Origin of the sequence: Coleofasciculus sp. C1-SOL-03 (assembly GCF_040220555.1) — a bacterium.
GTDB lineage: Bacteria > Cyanobacteriota > Cyanobacteriia > Cyanobacteriales > Coleofasciculaceae > Coleofasciculus.
In genome coordinates, this window is record NZ_JAVJUO010000069.1 from 33,107 (window position 1) to 48,934 (window position 15,828).

General features: G+C 46.8%; 13 protein-coding genes and 1 pseudogene. 12 read left to right on the forward strand and 2 right to left on the reverse strand.

What is annotated here, in order from left to right:
- Positions 1–8 precede the first annotated feature (8 nt).
- Positions 9–179 (forward strand): hypothetical protein, encoded by a 171-nt coding sequence (locus RIE73_RS11020; protein ID WP_446401211.1) that lies wholly within the window; start codon positions 9–11, stop codon positions 177–179.
- A 44-nt stretch (positions 180–223) separates the two neighbouring features.
- Positions 224–694, forward strand: a complete 471-nt coding sequence (locus tag RIE73_RS11025) for a DoxX family protein (RefSeq protein WP_446401212.1) — start codon at positions 224–226, stop codon at positions 692–694.
- Between the two features lie 488 nt (positions 695–1,182).
- Here the strand turns inward: RIE73_RS11025 and RIE73_RS11030 are convergent, their stop codons facing one another.
- Positions 1,183–1,488: a hypothetical protein gene (locus RIE73_RS11030; RefSeq protein WP_446401213.1), complete on the reverse strand. Its 306-nt coding sequence runs from the start codon at positions 1,486–1,488 to the stop codon at positions 1,183–1,185.
- Positions 1,489–1,753: 265 nt separating this feature from the next.
- On the opposite strand from RIE73_RS11030, the gene RIE73_RS11035 reads away from it, so the two are divergent.
- The 7 genes from RIE73_RS11035 (at position 1,754) to RIE73_RS11065 (ending at position 10,902) form a co-directional block, all read left to right on the forward strand.
- A complete protein-coding gene (locus RIE73_RS11035) occupies positions 1,754–3,184 on the forward strand; it encodes a hypothetical protein (protein WP_446401214.1) in 1,431 nt (476 codons plus the stop codon).
- A 99-nt stretch (positions 3,185–3,283) separates the two neighbouring features.
- Positions 3,284–3,970, forward strand: coding sequence for a Uma2 family endonuclease (locus RIE73_RS11040; protein WP_446401215.1), 687 nt, complete (start codon positions 3,284–3,286; stop codon positions 3,968–3,970).
- Positions 3,971–4,135: 165 nt separating this feature from the next.
- A complete protein-coding gene (gene deoC / locus RIE73_RS11045) occupies positions 4,136–4,813 on the forward strand; it encodes a deoxyribose-phosphate aldolase (protein WP_446401235.1) in 678 nt (225 codons plus the stop codon).
- Between the two features lie 190 nt (positions 4,814–5,003).
- On the forward strand, positions 5,004–5,873 hold the full coding sequence (recO, locus tag RIE73_RS11050; RefSeq protein WP_446401216.1) for a DNA repair protein RecO: 870 nt from the start codon (positions 5,004–5,006) through the stop codon (positions 5,871–5,873).
- A gap of 373 nt (positions 5,874–6,246) precedes the next feature.
- Positions 6,247–7,710 (forward strand): MFS transporter, encoded by a 1,464-nt coding sequence (locus RIE73_RS11055; RefSeq protein ID WP_446401217.1) that lies wholly within the window; start codon positions 6,247–6,249, stop codon positions 7,708–7,710.
- A gap of 20 nt (positions 7,711–7,730) precedes the next feature.
- Positions 7,731–8,894 carry a glycosyltransferase family 4 protein gene (locus RIE73_RS11060; protein ID WP_446401218.1) on the forward strand — a complete coding sequence of 388 codons (1,164 nt, stop codon included), beginning with the start codon at positions 7,731–7,733 and terminating at the stop codon, positions 8,892–8,894.
- Positions 8,895–9,453: 559 nt separating this feature from the next.
- Positions 9,454–10,902, forward strand: a complete 1,449-nt coding sequence (locus tag RIE73_RS11065; protein ID WP_446401236.1) for an efflux RND transporter periplasmic adaptor subunit — start codon at positions 9,454–9,456, stop codon at positions 10,900–10,902.
- A gap of 182 nt (positions 10,903–11,084) precedes the next feature.
- Here the strand turns inward: RIE73_RS11065 and RIE73_RS11070 are convergent.
- Positions 11,085–11,252: pseudogene (locus RIE73_RS11070) on the reverse strand (Uma2 family endonuclease); the annotation flags it as partial.
- Positions 11,253–11,409: 157 nt separating this feature from the next.
- Here RIE73_RS11070 and RIE73_RS11075 point away from each other — a divergent pair.
- From RIE73_RS11075 to RIE73_RS11085, 3 genes are all read left to right on the forward strand, one after another.
- Positions 11,410–12,288, forward strand: coding sequence for an Rpn family recombination-promoting nuclease/putative transposase (locus RIE73_RS11075; RefSeq protein WP_446401237.1), 879 nt, complete (start codon positions 11,410–11,412; stop codon positions 12,286–12,288).
- Positions 12,289–12,416: 128 nt separating this feature from the next.
- Positions 12,417–12,635 (forward strand): hypothetical protein, encoded by a 219-nt coding sequence (locus RIE73_RS11080; RefSeq protein WP_446401219.1) that lies wholly within the window; start codon positions 12,417–12,419, stop codon positions 12,633–12,635.
- A 119-nt stretch (positions 12,636–12,754) separates the two neighbouring features.
- Positions 12,755–15,820, forward strand: coding sequence for an efflux RND transporter permease subunit (locus RIE73_RS11085; protein ID WP_446401220.1), 3,066 nt, complete (start codon positions 12,755–12,757; stop codon positions 15,818–15,820).
- The last annotated feature ends 8 nt before the right edge of the window (positions 15,821–15,828 follow it).

Consider the following 15,828-nt stretch of genomic DNA (forward strand, 5'->3'; position numbering starts at 1 on the left):
TTTAGCTTATGAATAAGGGATTGAGGCTTGGCAAACCCGTCATAGTCTGGAGTAATGGGGAGAATCAGATGGGCAAAACCTGTTTGCGATCGCGCCTAGCTTCCTTGCCAGCCTCAAGTTGGTCAAATTATGGCAAACGAGCGGGTGCGAGTCAGATCGGGGCGGACAAGAGAGGATAATAAAACAAGTGCTAAAGCACTGACTACAAACAAGAATTAATAAAATGCACCATCAACCAACACCCTGGTTCCGTCGTCGAGATATTGTCATCGCCTATACATTGCTGCGAATCGTTTTAGGCATAAACTTCTTTAACCATGGCTTTACTCGTCTGGGTAATATTCCTGGCTTTGCCCAGTCGATGGTTGATTTATTTCAAGATACATTTATTCCCGAACCCTTAGTCAGGGCACCCGCTTTACTCGTGCCAATTGTGGAATTTATCGTCGGATTTCTGGTGACACTGGGATTAGCGACTCAAGCGGCGTTAGTCACCGGATTTGGCTTAATGGTGGTGCTGATGTATGGAGTGACATTACTGCAAAACTGGGATACGGCGACAAGTCAATTGATTTATTGTCTGGTGTTTTTTATCTTAATTGCTGGCAATAGCTTCAATGACACCTCCATTGACGCATGGTGGCAACGTCGGAAAACGCGATCGCAACGTCTTGATGCCTCCGAAACTAATTAGGAGCTGCTTCTTGTGGTGGGGGTAGGGAGCAGCTGACAGGTGTAGGTTTTTTATTTTATGGTTGAGACAAGACAAGGAGGACAAGGATGGAAAGAAGACAAGGGGGAAAAACCGTACAAAATTAGGTTCGGTCAAACTCACTTCTAAAAGCCGAAACGCCCGATTTTTCGTTCTCACTCTTCCTTGTCTACTGGTCTACCTGTCTTCTAAGTCTTACCTAAACCCCCATTTAAAAAACCTACCCTTGTGAGGTGCAGGGGGGCAGGGAAGTTGGGGAAGTTGGGGAAGATGGGGAAGATGGGGAAGATAAGGGCGGGTTGAGTAACATTAGGGTGACAATAAACGATGATAGCCAAACCCGCCTCTACACATCGGTCAGGGCGGGTTTTGAACAAACGTTATTATCCACAGCTAAAAGAAAGTTCCTAAACCCGCCCCTACAACCCATTTTCCCTGAGCAAAGTTAAGGGTTACCTAATCTCCAATCACTATTTTTGATCAAATTTGGCAACAGCATTTTGGAAGGACTGCTGTAAATCCAGCCAAGCAGCTTCTACTCCAGTTTTGATATCTTCCCAAGCATCCTGACTAGCCGTCTGGAGTTCTTCTAGTTTCTTCTGCACTGCAACCTGTTTGGTTTGCAATTCTTCAATCTGGCTATTGTACTGAATCTTAGCATCAGCCTGGGCTTGGGCTGCCTTGGCTTTCATTTCGTCAACCTGAGCATTCAGCTTGTTTAACTCAGCTTGCACTTTTTCTCGGTATACCTGTTGCTGTTCGGGTTGGGTAGCCATAAGAATACCTCATTAACGTCAAAAATTTGCCTCAAAAAGGCTGGGTACGCCTCAAAAAGGCTGGATACAACCATAAATGTTTAATTCCTTACTCATTATAGAGTGACTTGTCGGGTTTATGCATCTATCTCTTGAATGATATAATCCAATTCTGTCTTCTATCTAGCGAGATAACTAATTTGTTGTAGCGTCTGATACGCTCAGTAGGGGCTTGGTTACCAAGCCCCTACCTCCGATTTGTTTGCAGTGACTATCCAACGGGAAAATGGCAGAACAAGCTCTAGCGCAGGATACCTATGCCGATTCCTACAAACACCGGGGTCGGAACTGGTGGAATAAGCTCACCGCCTTGATTGCATGGGCGAATATCCTGCTGGCATTATTCAATCTCAGCTATATCCCATTGCGGGATGTTTATGTGCGAGAATTTCCGGTGATCGTGACATTCTATGATCCGGTTAAAAGTATTGAGCCTCATCCGGATACCCAACGTTATCTCCAAACCGTTGAGGCTTTAACCGTACAACTCTCCCAGCAAGGACTACAAGCACCGCCAACCGAGCAAGTCTTGCAAGAGTTGCGCCAACAAAGTAATGACCTGATTGAAGAGAACCCCTTTCTGGCAGCCAATAAGTTTGGTACATTCGCTAAACTGAAGCGGCGGATGCGGGATCATCTAAATACTGAATCAGCCAAGCAAGCCTTTGCGCGATTTTGGCGACAGGAGTATCTGGCGCAAGTAGGCTGGGAAAACGCCCTCTCATTCTTTAACAGCGAGATTCGACTGCTACTAGAGAGCAATTATTTTCGACCCACCGACGAAAATGGTCAACTCGTGGATAACTTCTGGCGTATTGACCTCTATTTTATTGCCTTTTTTGGGATTGAGCTTTTAGTCCGTACCTTCTTCATGTCTCGACGCTTAGAGAAATTGACCTGGGGAGATGCGCTTTGGCGGCGCTGGTACGACATGCTGCTACTCCTTCCCACCTGGCGCTGGTTACGGATTATTCCGGTATCTGTGCGATCGCATCAATCAGGCTTAATCAATATGGAGCGAATTTTAGCACAAGTTACCCACGAACCAGCGGCGTATTTGGCAGATCGGGTATCGATGTTTTTGATGGTGCGACTGATTAATCAAACCAAAGAATCTGTTGACAAAGGAGATATGGCGCGTGCCATCTTACAACCTGAGACGTATGTCCAAGTTAGCGATATTAATAAAGTCGATGCCATCACCGATCGCCTCTTAGAACTCTCTATTTATAAAGTTTTACCGCAAGTTCAACCCGATTTACAAGCATTATTGCATCATAGTCTCAAAGGAGCGCTGCAACAATCAGATTTTTACACGGGATTGCGACAAGTACCGGGAATGAAAGGGTTGCCCAAAGACGTTATGGAAAACCTTGCCAATTATTTAGCTAAGACAACCTACGAAGTCCTGGCTACCTCGTATTCTGATTTACAAGGGCGACAACTATTTGACCAACTGAGTCACAATTTTAAGTACGCCCTGCGGGAAGAACTACAGGATGAGGCAACACAGCTAGAACTTCAGTCGTTGCTGTCTGATTTGTTAGAAGAACTGAAAATTAATTATGTGCAGCGTTCAACGGATGAAGATCCCGAAGCCACTTTAGAAGAAGCCGATCAACTGCGTCAAGAGATGGAAAATCCCCAAATTCAGTAGTTTTTCACATTCCGCAGGTCAAGTTCTTCACTACGCCTAAATGTGCGTAGATGCTAGTATTTAAAAGGATAATAAAGGCAGCGATCGCGAGTGGTAACTATGACATCGACAAAACTCTCTCCTCGATTAACAATTCCCCGCTTAGAAAATGGCGATAAACTCAACCGTTTTGAATTCGAGCATCGCTATTCAGCTATGCCTGATCTGAAAAAAGCCGAATTAATTGAAGGAATCGTGTACATGGCATCTCCAGTACGAGCCAAAAAACATGGCAAACCTCATTCTCGGATGATGACCTGGCTAGGAACCTACGAAGCCGCTACACCAGGAGTAGAAACACTGGATAACACAACGGTGCGTCTAGATGCTGATAACGAACCCCAACCTGATGCTGTGTTAAGACTAGAACAAGGTGGACAATCAACAGTTAGTGATGATGATTATATCGAAGGTGCGCCTGAGTTAATCGTAGAAATTGCTGCCAGTAGTGTTTCCATTGATTTGCACCAAAAACTCAATGTGTATCGCCGCAATGGAGTGCAAGAGTATTTAGTGTGGCGAGTTGAAAACGGTGAATTGGATTGGTTTAGGTTAAATGCCGGAGAATATGTTAAAGTTGCACCCAATAGCGAAGGAATAATTTGTTCAGTTGTGTTTCCAGGATTGTGGCTTAATAGATCCGCGTTATTAGCTGGAGATTTAGCCAAGGTTTTAGACGTATTGCAGCAGGGATTAGCCAGTCAAGACCATCAAGATTTTGTTCAAGACTTGGCATCACGTCAGTAGGTGTTAGGTGTTAGATTTAGATTTTAAGTGGAATGGCATTGAAAATTGGCATTTGGGGAGCGCAAAAACCCTGGATATGCCGTAGCCGTAGGGTGGGCATTGCCCACCAACTTTAAGGAGCATGACATTCGTCTTAAGTGTTAAGTTTTATAAGGTAGAAACGCGATCGCAATGGATTATCCTGATATCGATATTGCCCCTCTGATTGATCATGCCCTCCTCTCGCCCACGGCGACACCCGAACAGGTAGAGAAATGTTGTCGTCAGGCAGATCGATTTCGGTTTGCCACAGTCTGTGTCTATCCAGTGTACGTCAAACTCGCAGCTGAACTCTTGCACAACAAAACGCCCAAGGTTTGTACCGTGATTGGCTTTCCCACAGGCGCTACCACAACTGCGGCTAAACTCTACGAAGCCCAAGAAGCAGTAGAAAATGGCGCAACGGAATTGGATGTCGTGCTGCATTTAGGGGCATTAAAAACTGGAAACACTGATGCTATCTATCGCGAAATTGCCCAAATCTGCGAGGAAACCGGGCAAACCGTCAAAGTTATCTTAGAAACAACGCTTTTAACCGACACTGAAAAACAACTCGCCGCCGAAATCTGTATGGATGCTGGGGCGCAATTTCTCAAAACCAGTACAGGTTGGCATGGAGGCGCAACGGTGTCAGATGTCAAATTCTTGAAAGACTTGACAAAAGGACAAATCGGGATTAAAGCTTCAGGAGGTATCCGCACCATCGAACAAGCGTTAGATTTAGTCATAGCCGGAGCAACCCGATTAGGCACCTCTCGTGGACCAGAATTGTTGCAACAGTTTGAGGAAAAGGACGAGGAATGAAACAGTTTTGACTCTTCGCTTTGCTAGTCGAGCATGTTTTGTAGGGGCGGGTTTAGGGATTAATATTGATGGTTTTGATCAACGTTTCTACAAAACCCGCCCTGACCGAGGTGTAGGGGTAGGTTTGACGACTAACATTTTTTGCCACCCGGATGTGACTAAAAGCACCCTGACCAATAAACCATGAACCATGACTAAAACCTATAACGCCACTGGAATTAATCTAAAAAGTATGCCCCTAGGTGAAGCCGATCGCCTAGTCACGATTTTAACGCCAGAGTGGGGATTAATTCGGGTAGTGGCACCAGGTTCCCGCAAACAGAACTCAAAATTGGCGGGTAGAATGGGTTTGTTTGTGGTGAATCAGTTACTGATTTACAAAGGGCGATCGCTTGATAAAATTACTCAAGCTGAAACATTGGAATCCTATCCAGGATTGGCGAAGGATTTAGGCAAGCTGGCGGCAAGTCAGTACCTAGCAGAGTTAGTCTTGTGTCATGCTTTAAGTGAGCAACCCCAAGCGGAACTGTACGCTTTGTTTAATGAGCATCTGCGGCGATTGGAACAGTTACCCCGATTAAGCAGCAGTCCCTCCGGTGCGTCCCTAATTTTGGCACACCTTTGTCATGGGATTTTTCACCTATTGGCTTTAGCGGGGATTGCGCCGCAAGTGCAACAGTGTTGTATTTCTCAGCACCAGATTCAGCCGGATTTTACTGATCCGAATTGGCAAGTGGGGTTTAGTGTGGAGGCGGGTGGAACATATCGTTTAGCGGTAGAGATGTCTCAACCGGAGAACCTATTCCATCCTGTAGTTAGCCGCAGCCATGGAGTCACACAATCCCCTCTACCACGGTTGACCTGTAAACTGAATGCCGTTGAATTAACGATTGTACAACAGCTAGCGGCGGCTGAGTTATCCCAGACGTCCCTAGACGCGATCGCTCCCCTGTGGGTAAAAGTGGAACGGATGTTACGGGATTATGCCCAGTATCACTTTGGTCGTTCCATTCGTTCAGCCACGTTAGTAGACGCCTTGGCGATGTCTGCCGAATCATAGGTTATTACAGATGGGTTGGTATTTTAAAGCCTAGCTGATAAACCCTGTAGGGGCGACCCGCCGCATATAATTCACGCCACCGAGCCATTAATTTGCTCGGGTCGCCCGCCCTCCATAGGGTATCGGAAATTATCTGACCGCTTATCTTTAGCCAAGGGCGAGTCGAGACAGGTTAATTCTTACACAGCCTGACTTTGTGCAGCGACTCGCCCCTACAACCTCGGAGGCTATACCTGATTAGAGATTAGCGCTGGGTAGTTCACATGCGATGATAGAGAAAGTGTAGTTTCATACAAAACCGATCAAAATACCTGGAGTGGACGATTCACCCATGGGGGTTGATCAGCCACAGCAGCCAACTGACGAGTAAAGAATGCGATTATCTGAATCTGAATCCAAACAAGTTACCCAACATCCCGCCCAAAAAAAGTCGTCGTCTGGGACTAAGCGCAATTATCAAGCACCTCACCAGCCGCCGCGTCAAGCAGAGAACGTCCCGGCGGAAACGGCTGAACCGCCTGCTGAACCGGGCAAACAAGGGTTTGTACCCGTTCTGAAAAATGGTAACTTCTTAACCTTGTGGAGTGGTCAGGTTTTTTCGCAGCTTGCTGATAAAATCTATCTGGTGTTGATGATTGCCTTGATTGCTAGCCACTTTCAGCAGGCGGGAACCAGCATCAGTGGTTGGGTTTCAGCCTTGATGATTGCCTTCACGATTCCGGCTGTCCTGTTTGGTTCCCTGGCGGGAGTATTCGTGGATCGCTGGTCAAAAAAGGCGGTACTTGTCTCCACAAATCTGCTGCGCGGTGTCTTGGTTTGGTCAGTTCCGGCGGTGTTATGGCTGACGACCGATTGGAGTCCCATCTATAAGTTACCTGTCGGCTTCTATGGCTTGTTAATTATCACATTCTTGGTGTCCACCTTAACCCAGTTTTTTGCCCCGGCTGAACAAGCGGTGATTCCCTTAATTGTTAAGCGTCGTCATTTGCTTTCGGCGAATTCCCTTTATACCACAACCATGATGGCATCCTTGATTATTGGATTTGCCGTGGGTGATCCGTTATTAGCCTTAACCGATAAATTAGTCGCACAGTTGGGAATTGACTGGCAATTTGGCAAAGAATTCGTCGTGGGTGCAGGATATGCGATCGCCGGATTGTTGCTGCTAGTGCTGAAAACGGGTGAAAACACGGAACCCACCGAAGGTGAAACCCCTCACGTATTTGCCGATATCTGGGAGGGACTGCTTTATCTCAAACGGCAACGGCGTGTCCGCAATGCCATGATTCAATTAGTCATTTTATTCTCCATTTTCGCCGCCTTAGCTGTGTTAGCGGTACGACTCGCCGAAACCCTTCCGGGGATGAAAGCCTCCCAATTTGGCTTCTTGTTGGCAATGGGCGGTATTGGAATGGCGGCTGGTGCGGCGATTCTGGGACATTGGGGTCAGCATTTTACCCACAATCGCTTGAGTCTCTATGGATCAATCGGTATGTCAGCAGCGCTAGTGGGATTATCGGTATTTACTCATAGTCTCTGGATGGCGTTAGCAATGACCGCCCTGTTGGGGATGTGTGGGGCGATGGTGGGGATTCCCATGCAAACCACCATTCAAGCTGAAACCCCGGAAGAGATGCGGGGAAAGGTCTTTGGACTACAAAATAATGGCGTGAATATTGCCCTGAGTCTGCCCTTAGCCTTAGCGGGTTTAGCCGAAACCTGGCTGGGTTTAGCTCCCGTCTTATTCAGTTTAGCCATAATTGCGATCGCGGGAGGGGGCATAAACTGGTATATTTCCGGTACAGGATCAGCGATGTTAACCCACGCTGACAAATAGAGACTCACGATTCAACTTGAATGCATATCGCCTGGATCGGAAAAAAATCACCCTTTTGTGGCAATGTCACTTACGGTCGAGAAGTGACGAATGCTTTATTAGATCGGGGATACCAAGTTAGTTTTCTCCATTTTACCCAAGACGAAACCGCCCCAGACCCCCTGTGGTCAGGTTGTCAGGAGGTATCCCTCCCTTGTCTGTACAAGTCCCAAGTTTATACGATTCCCTCACCCAAAGCGAGTAAGGTTTTAAAACAGGCTCTACAGCAACTGCGCCCAGATTTGGTCCATGCGTCTCTCACCTTGTCTCCCTTAGATTTTCTGCTTCCAGAAATCTGTGAAGACCTGAATTTACCCCTAGTTGCCACATTTCATCCCCCCTTTGATGGCAAACGCCGCAATTTAAAATCGGGTACCCAACTGGTTGCCTATCAACTCTATGCCCCATTTTTGGCACATTATGATCGGGTGATTATCTTTTCTCAACTGCAACGGGATTTTCTGATGCGTTTGGGAGTTCCTCGTCATAAACTCGCCGTGATTCCTAATGGGGTTGATGTGCAGAAATATGCTCCTAGCCCATCGAATTTAAACGTCCGATTTGATGCCCAACGCCTATTTGTTTATCAAGGTCGCATTGCTACAGAAAAGAATGTCGAGGCGTTACTCAAGGCGTGGAAACAGTCGCAAATGGGCGATACGTGCAAGCTTTTAATTGTCGGCAATGGACCTTTAGTTTCGACGTTGAAACCTTTTTATGATCAAGACGATGGGATTCTTTGGTTAGGATTTATCGCTGATGAACAGCAGCGGATTGAGATTCTGCAAGCCGCCGATGTGTTTATTTTACCCTCGTTATTAGAAGGACTATCGTTGTCCTTACTGGAAGCTATGGCTTGTGGTTTAGCTTGTGTCGCCACCGATGCGGGGGCGGATGGTGAGGTGTTAGAAGGGGGCGCTGGGATTATTCTCAATACCCATCGGGTCACGTCTCAATTGAATACCCTTTTGCCCTTGTTACGGGATCATACGGAATGGACAACACTGTTGGGTCAAAAAGCCAGAGCTAGAGTTTTAGAACGCTATACCCTGAGTGGGAATATTAGTCAATTAGAAATTTTATATAAAGAGGTATTGAAAGGGACTCAGACTTGTGCGCCCCACACAAGTACCTCATCCTTATAAGCAATGCCAATGCGGGAGAGGGGGAGCTGGGGGAGCAATGTAGAGACGTAGCATGCTACGTCTGGGAGCAGGGGGAGATGAGGGAGATGAGGGAGAAGATTCCCCATCAACAATGAACCATAAACCATGAACAATCAACAAAAGACGAATGACGAATGACAAAGGACAAAAAACCTAAATCACTCTGTTGGATGAGTCCAATGGGTGATGTTGAAGTCGTTACTTCTGCCATATCTTAAAGAAAGGTTACATCTTTCCCAGCTTCCAGACGTGCCGTGGCACTGCATTGCCTCCTCATACCAAATCCTTTGTACATTTATACCTTGAGTCCTGTTGCCTGTTGCCTGTTGCCTTGTCCCCACCATAAAGGGGGGTTAACCCGAAGTATCAACCAACCGCTTGGTCAAGATTGCGCTACAATGTAAAGTAGTGTTAAGTAAAGTAACCAGATATTCATCAACTTATCGTTACAAACCTAGCCACCTCGATCCGTCCAAGAGGAATAACCGTGACTCAGACAGCACCAAATCCCAAGAAAAGCCAGTTGAATCCTTCTTCTATCGCCAAGCCTGCCGAACTCAAGCCGGATGTCGATGTTGTCTTCTATCTCCCTGAAGCAGAACCCGACACTTATGCACAAGATGCAGGTTCCTCTCCCCAATCTGGAACCGAGAACGCCAAAAAAGGCTGGCTATCTGGCGGAAAAGGGCTGTTTTTAGGCATCGGGATTGGTGTCCTCTTAGCGTTAGGGGCGACGCGCTTAGTCTCATCTCAACAAGCAGATACCCCAACCGCAGCCCCCCCTGTCGCCACCTCATCCGCCCCCAGTCAAAGCGTCACTGTCGCCCCAGTGACCTCTAATAGTGTCAGCCGCCGCTTAGACGCCACCGGAAGCGTCGCCGCTTTTGAGATGAATCCAGTCATGTCTCAGGCGACAGGGTTGCAGATTCAACAGGTATTGGTGGAAGAAGGGCAGGTTGTCAAAGCTGGACAATTGTTAGCCCGTCTGGATGATTCGGTACTCCAGGCACAATTAAATCAAGCCCAAGCCTCCGTCGCCCAAGCAGAAGCCCGCCTTGCGGAACTTCGGGCGGGTTCCCGTAGTGAAGAAATTGCCCGGGCGAAAGAAACCGTCAGAAGCGCTGAATCTGCCGTTGCCGCCGCCGAGTCAGACTTAGAATTAGCCAGAACCCGGGTGGATCGCAATAAAATGCTACAAGCTGAAGGGGCTATCGCCCGCGATCGCTTAGATGAAGTCTACAATCAAGAACGCAGTAGCCGTTCCCAACTGGAACAGGCACAAGCCCGGTTACGAGAGGCAAACCAGCAACTTGCCCAACTTCAGGCTGGACCCCGGCGGGAAGTGATTACCCAAGCCGAAGCCCAACTCGCCCAGGCACAGGCACAGGTACAATCGACGATCGCACAACTCAACAATACCCGTATTGTTGCTCCGGTGAGTGGTAAAATAGCCGAACGGAATGCCCGTGTGGGAGATGTCACGTCTGGTTCCCAAACTCTATTCAATATCATCGAAAACGGACGCCTGGAACTGATTGCTAACGTTCCGGAAACCCAACTTCCCCAAATTCAACCCGGACAATCGGTAACGATTACCTCAGACGCAGATAGTAGTTTGCAACTGTCGGGGAAGGTTCGGGAAATTGACCCGATGATTGATGAAGCCTCCCGTCAGGCGCAGGTGAAGATTGATTTACCCGCCTCAGCCGCCTTAAAACCGGGTATGTTTTTACGGGCGTCAATTACCACCTCAGCCGCCCAAGGGTTAACAGTACCCGCCAAAGCTATTTTGCCTCAAAGTGACGGGAGTGCGATCGCCTATATCGTGCAACCCGATAATACGGTTAAAGCCCAGCCTGTGGAGGTGGGCGAACTTCTGGGTGATAATCGGGTTGAAATTAAAAGTGGATTATCTGTAGGCGATCGCGTTGTGGTTAAAGGTGCAGCTTATTTAAAAGATGGCGATACCGTTGAGGTGGTTAACTGATTCGATAAACAGGATTTTGATTACCCGGTAGGGGTTTGGTTCCCAAACCCTGGTTTCCCAAACCCTGGTTTCCCAACCCCGGTTTCCCAACCCCTACGGAGAATGATCATCTGGATCGATCCCTGCTTCTCGCAGCAATTCCTCTAAACGTTTAGCACGTTCTTCGGCAATTTCCTTAGCCTGACGTCTCCGGCGACAAAAACATTAGAGGTGTTGGCATATAACCAGGCTAAATTATAGTAAATTACGGTAATCCAGCGAAATTGAATAGTATTATCTGCCATGGGTTGTCCATCACTGTCAGAATAAATGATTGAGGGATCGGTTTGGGGGGTCAGTTGTGTTACCATCGTTGCTTCCCAATTCACTATAATTGTTTGAGTTTAGCGGCTTGTTTCTATTATAATGATGCATAAATAGAGATTCGATTCAGGCTCTTTTTTATCAGAGTCAAGGCTGTCGGTGAAGGGCGCGATCGCTTTCCCTTGGTCTTCTTCCACCATGAGTATGAGATTCATTAGTCCTAAAACTGACTTTGCATTTAAGAAGATTTTTGGCTCAAACCGCAGTCAAAAAATCCTCATCAGCTTTCTGAACGCTATTGTTTACGAAGGCAAAAACACTATAAAATCATTAGAAATAATCGATCCCTATAATCCAGGGAGTACCAGCACGCTTAAAGATACTTATCTCGATGTTAGGGCAGTTTTAGATAATGGCTCTACCGTAATCATTGAAATGCAAGTCTTAAACGTTGAAGCATTCGAGAAACGAGTGATTTACAATATTGCCAAGGCTTATGCGAACCAATTAGATATGGGAGAACAGTATACAAGATTACGACCCTTTATTGCGTTGAGTATTGCTGATTTTTTGCTATTTAAAAATAGCTCACAAATGATTAATCGGTTTCGACTCAAGGAGGAAAAACAACTATTTAACTATCGAGACGAGTTAACATTGATTTTCCTAGAATTGCCTAAATTCAATAAAGAACTATCAGAATTAGAAACCCTTAGCGATAAATGGATTTATTTTCTCAAAGCTGCCCCCAGTTTAGAGATGATTCCCGAATCCCTAGGGGCAGTACCGGAAATAGAAGAAGCGTTAACTATTGCCAGTCGTGCTAATTTAAGTAATCAAGAATTAGAGGAGTTGCACAAGCAGGAAGTCTTTATCGGAGATAGGAAAGGTGAGATTAATCTTGCCAAGATTGAGCAGAATTTAAAATTAATTTCACTTATCCTAAAACAAAAGTTTGGAAGAGTCAACCCAGTAATTATGAATAAAATAGAACAATTATCTTTGTCAGAATTAGACCGTTTGATTGAGTCAATTTTAACCTTGACAACCTGGGAAGATGTGGAAGAATGGTTAGATGATTAACATCGGTGTTTATAATTATAGAGGAATCTGCCACTACCCATTAGCTCTTGAAGATTGTCGAGACGTTCCGGTGGAACCTCTGGAAATAGGGAAAGCTTCACCAGAAAAAACTGATATCTGTAAAAGCCATGAAAATAGAAGCGATCAAACTAGAACTGATTCAGTGGATTTTATTGGTACAAGATGTTCAAGTTTTAAATGAAATCCAGACTATAAAAGAAAATTCAGTGGTACAGATAATCCCTCATAAACCCCGTCAATTTGGCTGTGGTAAAGGTATTTTTATTTATGTGGCTGATGATTTTGATTCAACACCTCCAGGTTTTGAAGACTATATGCTACCATGAACTATATAATTGATACTCATATACTGATTTGGTTTGTCGAAGGCAATACTAACCTTTCTCAGCAGCCCCTAATTACCTCACCTTAAATTTGATGGCGCTAAAGCGCAACTACAAACTTTATGTCTTTTCATATCTCTGCTTGGTCAATTAAAAAACCGATTCCGACGATTGTTTTGTTTCTAGTTTTGGGCATCTTTGGTTTGGTGTCCTTTTTTCGCTTAGGAATTGATAGTAATCCGAATATCGATATTCCCGCTGTAATGGTGACGGTGACTCAACCGGGTGCCGGACCGACGGAATTAGAAACCCAAGTCACTAAGCAAATAGAAGATTCGGTGGCGGGGTTAGGAAATATTGATGAACTCACCTCCACGGTGACGGAGGGGAGTTCTACGACTACGGTTAGTTTTGTCCTGGGAACCGATAGCGATCGCGCGACGAATGATGTGCGGAATGCGGTTGCCCAAATTCGTCAGGATTTGCCCCAAGATGTGAATGAACCGATTGTCAAGCGCCTAGAGTTTGCGGGCGGTTCGATTATGACATACTCGGTGGCGTCGGATCAGCGATCGGTGGAAGAATTAAGTGATTTAGTCGATCGCACGATTAGCCGCGCCCTGCTGAATGTACCGGGTGTGGCGCAAATTGACCGTTTGGGGGGTGTGGATCGGGAGATTCGGGTTGATCTTGATCCGAGTCGCTTGCAAGCTTACGGGATTACTGCTACCCAAGTGAATGATCAAATTCGCAACTTGAATATTGACTTACCCGGAGGGCGGGGAAATGTTGGCGGAAGTGAGCAAAATATCCGCACCCTGGGAAGTGCAGAAACGGTTGCGGAATTACGCGGGTATCGGATTGTTCTCCCTAATGGGGCGACGGTTCCTTTATCGAGTTTAGGGGACGTTGAAGATAGTTTTGCTGAACAGCGACAGGCGGCGTCGTTGAATGGGCAATCCGTGGTGGCGTTTTCGGTGCGGCGGAGTACGGGAAGTACGTTAGTCACGGTGGAAGAAGGGGTACGCGAGGCAGTGGCTGAATTGGAGGGAACCCTACCCGATGATGTAAGTCTTGAACTAATTTTCACCCGTGCGGATGCGATTCGGGATTCCTATCAAGCCACAATTGACGCCTTAGTTTTAGCTTGTATATTAACGGTGATCGCCGTGGGATTGTTTTTGCGGGATTGGCGCGTGACGCTGATTACGGCAACCGCGTTACCCCTGTCAATTATTCCCACATTTGGGGTGATGAAACTGTTGGGGTATACCTTAAACGGGATGACATTATTGGCGTTAGCCTTAGCCGTGGGTAACTTGGTCGATGATGCGATTTGTATGATTGAAAACATCGACCAACATTTAGATATGGGCAAAAAGCCGTTTAACGCCGCCTTGGATGCTTCACGGGAAATTGGGTTAGCGGTGGTGGCGACAACGGCAACAATTGTGGCGGTGTTTCTTCCGGTAGCGTTTATGGGGGGTATACCGGGTCAGTTTTTCCAACCCTTTGGGGTGACGGTGGCGGTGTCTACGATGTTTTCGACATTGGTGGCTTGTACGATGACGCCGATGTTGAGTGCTTATTTGCTGAAATCGAAAGGGAATAGGCAACAGGGAACAGGGAACAGGGAACAGGGGCAAAAACGGATTCACCCGTATCGCAATATCCTGACGTGGGCATTACGTCATCGGATTACCACCTTATTAATTGCCGTGGCGTTCTTTATCGGGAGTTTACAACTGGTGCCGTTAATTCCCAAGGGGTTATTTGATAGCGGGGATACGGGGTTGAGTACAGTGATGGTGGAACTTCCGCCTGGATCAACCTTGAGTGAAACTGAAGCGATTATGCAACAACTCAACCAGTCGTTGCAAGCAAATCCGGCGGTTGAGACGGTGTTTACGACGGCGGATCAGGTCAATTCGGGTAAAGTCTACGCCAACTTGTTACCTAAGAATGAACGGGAGGTTTCCCAGCAGGAATTTGAACAAGAGATGCGCCAGGTGTTCCAAACTATTCCGGGGGCGCGGATTAGTTTCCAAAGTCAAGGTGCAGGGGGAGGCGGTAAGGATTTATCGATTGTGCTTAAGAGTGAAAATGCCCCCGTGTTAACCCAAACGGCAGAAATCTTGGAAACGCAGATGCGGGATATTCCGGGATTGGTGGAAGTCACCTCCAGTACCAGTTTAGTCAAGCCGGAAATAGTGATTCAGCCTGATCCAGAACGGGCGGCGGATTTGGGGGTTTCGGTGGGTGCGATCGCCCGCACGGCATCCTTGGCGTTAATTGGGGATAATGAGTCGAATCTGGCGAAGTTTGATTTGGCGGATCGGCAAATTCCGATTCGGGTCCAACTTGACCCAGACACTCGCCAGGATATGAGTACGCTGAAAAATTTACGGGTTCCCAGTCAAAATGGGACATTAGTTCCGATTAGTGCAGTGGCGGATATCCGGTTGGGTAGTGGACCGGCGCAAATTGACCGTTTTGATCGCAATCGTCAGGTGTCGGTGGAGGCAAATTTAGAAGGCATTTCCCTGGGAGATGCATTAGAAACGGTAAAAGCCTTACCTGCAATGAATCCCCTCCCACCAGAGGTAGCTGAGGAACCGGCGGGGGATGCCAAGATTATGCAGGATATTTTTACTCGGTTTGTTACCGCATTAGGGGCGTCAATTCTCTCAATTTACGCGATTCTGGTGTTGCTATATAGCAATTTCTTGTATCCCTTTGGGATTTTAGTCGCCCTACCGTTATCCATTGGGGGGGCGTTACTGGGGTTGTTAGTCACGCAGAAAGAGTTGGGCTTGTTTGCCTTAATTGGGATTGTACTGCTGATGGGATTGGTGACTAAAAACGCGATTTTATTAGTAGACTTTGCCTTAGCGGGGATCAAAGAAGGAAAACCCCAGTTTAAAGCCGTCGTGGAGGCGGGGGTGTCTCGGTTACGCCCCATTTTGATGACCTCGGTGTCTACAATTGCGGGGATGATGCCCATTGCCTTAGAGTTGGGGGCGGATGGTGAGGTACGCAGTCCGATGGCGATCGCGGTTATTGGTGGATTTACCACGTCCACCCTGTTAACCTTGGTGGTGGTTCCGGTGTTATTTACCTACGTGGATAATTTATATCGCTGGATTCGCGGATTATTTGGCGGGAAGAAAAAGCAAGTTCAGTTATGAGATCGTCA